At 36.9% G+C, this 4,776-nt stretch carries 4 protein-coding genes; all 4 read left to right on the top strand.

Features of this window, described 5'->3' with window-relative positions:
* Positions 1-1,842 (top strand): molybdopterin dinucleotide binding domain-containing protein (locus Q0929_RS08765; RefSeq protein ID WP_299240036.1); only part of this gene is annotated, 1,842 nt, incomplete at its 5' end.
* 13 nt (positions 1,843-1,855) lie between these two features.
* Entirely contained in the window at positions 1,856-3,004 is a 1,149-nt protein-coding gene (locus Q0929_RS08760; RefSeq protein WP_299240033.1) for a 4Fe-4S dicluster domain-containing protein, read from the top strand.
* A 27-nt stretch (positions 3,005-3,031) separates the two neighbouring features.
* Entirely contained in the window at positions 3,032-4,165 is a 1,134-nt protein-coding gene (locus tag Q0929_RS08755) for a c-type cytochrome (RefSeq protein WP_299240030.1), read from the top strand.
* A gap of 16 nt (positions 4,166-4,181) precedes the next feature.
* A complete protein-coding gene (locus tag Q0929_RS08750; RefSeq protein WP_299240027.1) occupies positions 4,182-4,583 on the top strand; it encodes a hypothetical protein in 402 nt (133 codons plus the stop codon).
* Positions 4,584-4,776 lie beyond the last annotated feature (193 nt).

Genomic DNA, 4,776 nt, shown 5'->3' with positions numbered 1-4,776 from the left:
ATGGAAGAAAAGGCACATGGAAAAGAGTTTGAAGCAGATGCTGTCTTCTTAGCATATAACCTTAAAAACGGCAAATTTACAATTATGCCCGGTTCTGAAGGAAACCCAATTAAAACATTGAGACTAAAAGATTTAGGTTGGGATATTGACCCAGCATTAGAAGGTGTATACGAAGTTAAGTTAAAAGACGGTTCAAAGGTAAAAGTTACGCCTGTATTTGAGTTGGTTAAAGCAGAAGCAGCTAAATTCCCGGCAGAGAAAACATTTAAATTAACAAACGTTCATCCAAAAATCGTTCAACAGCTTGCAAGAGATATAGCTCTTCCAAAAGTAGCGTTTATCTCTATGGGCTTTACAATCGGTAAATACTTTAACGGCATGTTAGCTCAAAGGGCTATTGCTTCTATTACTCCTTTATGTGGAAGGCTTGGACCTTATGGTGGATTTAATTCAGAAAACGAGTGGTCCATATCTGGTTTAGCTAAGATATCGGGTTTTGCAGGAAAGTATAAAGAAAGATTCGCATCCGGTTTTGTAAGCGAATTTGTTCTTGGAAATATGATGCAGGACTTTGATAAGCTCTATGAAGAAGACACATTTAAAGAAGTTATGGGAATGTCTAAGGAAGAGTATAAAAAGCAAGTAAATGAAATGCTTTCTAAGTCTGAAGGTGATAAAGGAATCGGGCATGGTAAATCTTACTGGAACGATGTAGAAACATTCTTACTTTTTGCAGATGCAAGATTTAGAAGAAATAAAGGTTCTTCTTATAAAAAAGCATTCCTTGAAAAGGCTAAATTTATTGCTTATGTAGATTTTAGAATGTCTGACTTTGCAAACTATGCAGACATTCTACTTCCTGCAAAATCTCACTATGAAGTTTGGGACCTAAGAACAAACCCTGGTTATCATAGATTTGCAAACCTTGCTCACCCTCCAACAAACTTAAAACCAGTTGGCGAGGCTAAGTCTGAGTGGGAAATCTGTACGATGATTGTTGAGAAAATCCAAGAAATAGCTATGAAAAAATACAAAGAAACAGGCGACCAAAAATATATCAAAATTCCAGACCCGCAGCTTTCTAAAACAGGATACAGAGACCTTGACACATTAGTTGAAGAGTACACAATCGGCGGTCAGTTAAGAACCGACAGGGATGCAGTAGAGTTGGCATTAGAAAATACTGACCAGTTTAAGCCTAATACTATTGAATCTATGTTCAAAAGAGGTGGTTATTTAGTATTAAATGAAAAAGCCGGAAAATCTTCACCACTTTATCCGGATAAGCCGTACAACGTATTTGAAAATAACCTTTTCTTATATGAAAGATTTGAAACATTGTCCGGAAGAATTACATACTACGTAGATGATGATTTATGGATACAACAAGGAGCAAACGTTCCAACAGCTAAAGAACCTATCAGACCAAGAAGATTTCCGTTTGTTCTCATGACACCACACGCAAGATGGTCAATCCACTCAACTTATAAGACATCTACTCTACTGCTTAGATTACAAAGAGGAAAGCCTTACGTAATGATAAATCCGGAGATTGCTAAGAAGAAAGGCATCAAAGATGGTGATGAAGTTAGAGTGTTCAACTCCCTTGGCGAGTTTTATGCTATGGCAAAAGTATATCCATCATGTCCGAAAGATGCAATCATATTGGAGCATGGTTGGGAACCATTCTTCTATAAAGGAAGAAAAGGACATAACGAAGTAGTAGCATCTCCGCTTAACTTACTTGAACTTTCTGATGGTTGGGGACACTTGAAATTTGGCGGAAACTGGGATGGAAACCAACATGCATATGAAACTTCAGTAGATGTTGAAAAAGCTTAAGGAGGTAAAATAGATGTCAAAAAGACAACTTGCAATGGTAATGGATTTAAATAAATGTATTGGTTGTCAGACTTGTACAGTAGCATGTAAGACACAGTGGACAAACAGAAATGGAAGAGAATACATGTACTGGAACAACGTTGAAACACACCCTGGTGCAGGCTACCCAAGAAACTGGATGGAAGCTGGCGGTGGTTTTGACGAGGAAGGAAATTTAAGAGATGGAATTATCCCAGATATGGTATTAGATTATGGCGTACCATGGGATTACAACCACGACGAACTTTTCAGTGGTAATTTACTAAAACCCAACACAGCTCCAGAATGGGGACCAAACTGGGATGAAGACGTTGGCGGTGGAGAGTATCCTAACTCTTACTTCTTCTACATTCCAAGAATTTGTAACCACTGCTCTAATCCAGGCTGTTTGGCTGCATGTCCAAGAGAGGCAATTTTCAAAAGAGAGCAAGACGGTATTGTTTTAGTAGACTTGGAAAGATGTCAAGGATACAGATACTGTATTGCAGGCTGTCCTTACAAAAAGATTTACTTTAACCCTAAGATATCTAAATCTGAAAAATGTATATTCTGCTTCCCGAGGGTTGAAAAAGGTTTACCTCCTGCATGTGCACATCAATGCGTAGGTAGAATAAGATTTGTAGGCTTTTTGGACGATGAAGAAGGACAAGTTTATAAACTTGTTCATAAGTATAAAGTCGCTTTACCTCTTAGACCGGACTTTGGAACACAGCCAAACGTTTACTACGTTCCACCATTGTTTGACCCTCCAAAATTTGATGACAGCATGGCTCCAATAGATAATTCAAGAAGAGTGCCAATCGAATATCTAGAATTACTATTTGGAAAAGAAGTTCATCAAGCTCTTGAAACATTAAGAAAAGAGATGGAAAAGAGAGCAAGAGGAGAAGAGTCAGAGCTTATGGATATTCTTATCGCATACTCACATAGAGATATGTTCAGACTTGATAATAATTACTATCAACAAACGACTGACAAAAAGTTAAAAGGTACAGAATTCTTTAAAGTTATAGACCAAAGATACTTACAAGGCGCTAATACTAAGAGAGTAGAGATAAAAGATTACACTTTCCATGAAAAAGTATTGCCTTTACCTCCAAGAGAAGGTGGTCATGGACATTAACGCTTAAAATAAAGAAGGAGGAAACTGATGAAAAAGAAGCTAACATTGTTTGCTATATCAGCACTTGTTCTATCTTCAAACGCCGGGACGGATAACTTTAATGATGATGTTTTAGAGGCTAAACAGCTTGCTAAAATAGACGCCCAGTCTTTATCTTCTGTCCCAACTAAGAAGGTTGTTTTATATCCACAGTATTCAGTTCGTTTAAATGATAAAAATGCTAATGAAATAGTTGAAAAAGAACAACCTGTAGAGGCAGAAGTTGCGGTAGGTTATAATCAAAAAGAAATAGGAATATTAATAAGATGGAAGGATGAGACTAAATCTGTTCAACCTGCTTTAGCTACTAACAAATACGGCGACGGTGTAGCTGTTGAATTTCCAACCGTTTATGGTAAAGGTAAAACCTTAGCTTATGTAGGAATGGGAGATTCTAACCATCCTGTGATGGTTTATTTAAAGAAAGCGGTTGAAGGAAAGGAATATAAAAAGTCCTTCATCTCAGAAGGCTTTGGAACAATGACGGAAATCGAAGAAAAAGGCTACAACTTTACAATGCAGTATGATGATTCTAAAAAAGAATGGACTGCTGTAATCGTAAAACCATTAAAAACTCCAGATTTAAATCTTGCATCCGGCATGGTTCCTGTTGCTTTTGCTGTTTACGATGGAAACAGTTTAAACAGGGATGGAAATAAGAGAATTTCTTCTTGGAAGTTTATAAAGATTGATAAATTTAAAGCTGACCCAAGTTATGTAAAATACATTTCATGGGGATATGGAGAAATTGGAGACCCAGCAAGAGGAAAAGAGTTGATGACTCAAAATGGCTGTAATGGTTGCCATAGATATGCAGACCAAAACACAGCACCGGAAGGCTTAGCACCAAACTTATCTAAGATTGGCGGATATTCAAACCCTATATACTTGAAAGAATCAATAATAAACCCTAACGATGTTGTGATTAGAAACTTAAACATAAACAGACATTACAACAAATCAGGTGAAAAAGATAAAAATGGAGCATATCCTAACAACGACATGTATACATGGTACATCAAGGGCGATAAAGGAAAATTACAATCTAAAATGCCTCCATTTGCACATCTGTCTGAGAAAGATGTTGCCGACATTGTTGCTTATTTAAAGACTTTAAAGTGATTTAGGAGGTAGCATTATGAAAAAGATGATTTTATCAATATTATCTGTTGGTCTATTATCCTTTGGAATCGTTAATGCAGAAGAAGTGGGCGAAGACGTAGACCTTTCAAGTGCTGTTATTACTGCAAAATCTTGTGCAGAAAAAGCAAAACAAACAGGTAGCTTTGAACTTTTATCAAGCTGTCCACCCGCAGAGGCTGCTCAATCTGGATATGTTATTTATGACGTAACAGACAACACGTTTTATGCAATTGCTCCAAAGAACATTTACTACTTTGAATTGGACGAAGGTTTTGGTGGAAACATTGACGCAAAGGGAAAAATTGTTGGTAAAGATGGTGATTTACCGGTTTTAGAAGTTCAAGAGTATAAAATCTCTCCTAAACCAAAAGCTGGATTCTTTAAAGGTTGTTTATAAAGTTTTCAATCCCGGGATACTCCCGGGTTTTTTAAAGTGAATAAGTGAGAGGATGGATAATTAAGGCGAGAAATTAGTGGTTTTTATAGAATTTAAAAAGGAGATCCTTCGGACTAAAGTTCTCAGGATGGTAGCGAAAGGGTGATTGATAAACATTAAAGAAGAAATAACCTAAGATGTCATTCTGCAGCCG

It is taken from the genome of Sulfurihydrogenibium sp., from assembly GCF_028276765.1.
Lineage (GTDB): Bacteria > Aquificota > Aquificia > Aquificales > Hydrogenothermaceae > Sulfurihydrogenibium.
This window is presented reverse-complemented; position numbering and strand designations above follow the sequence as displayed.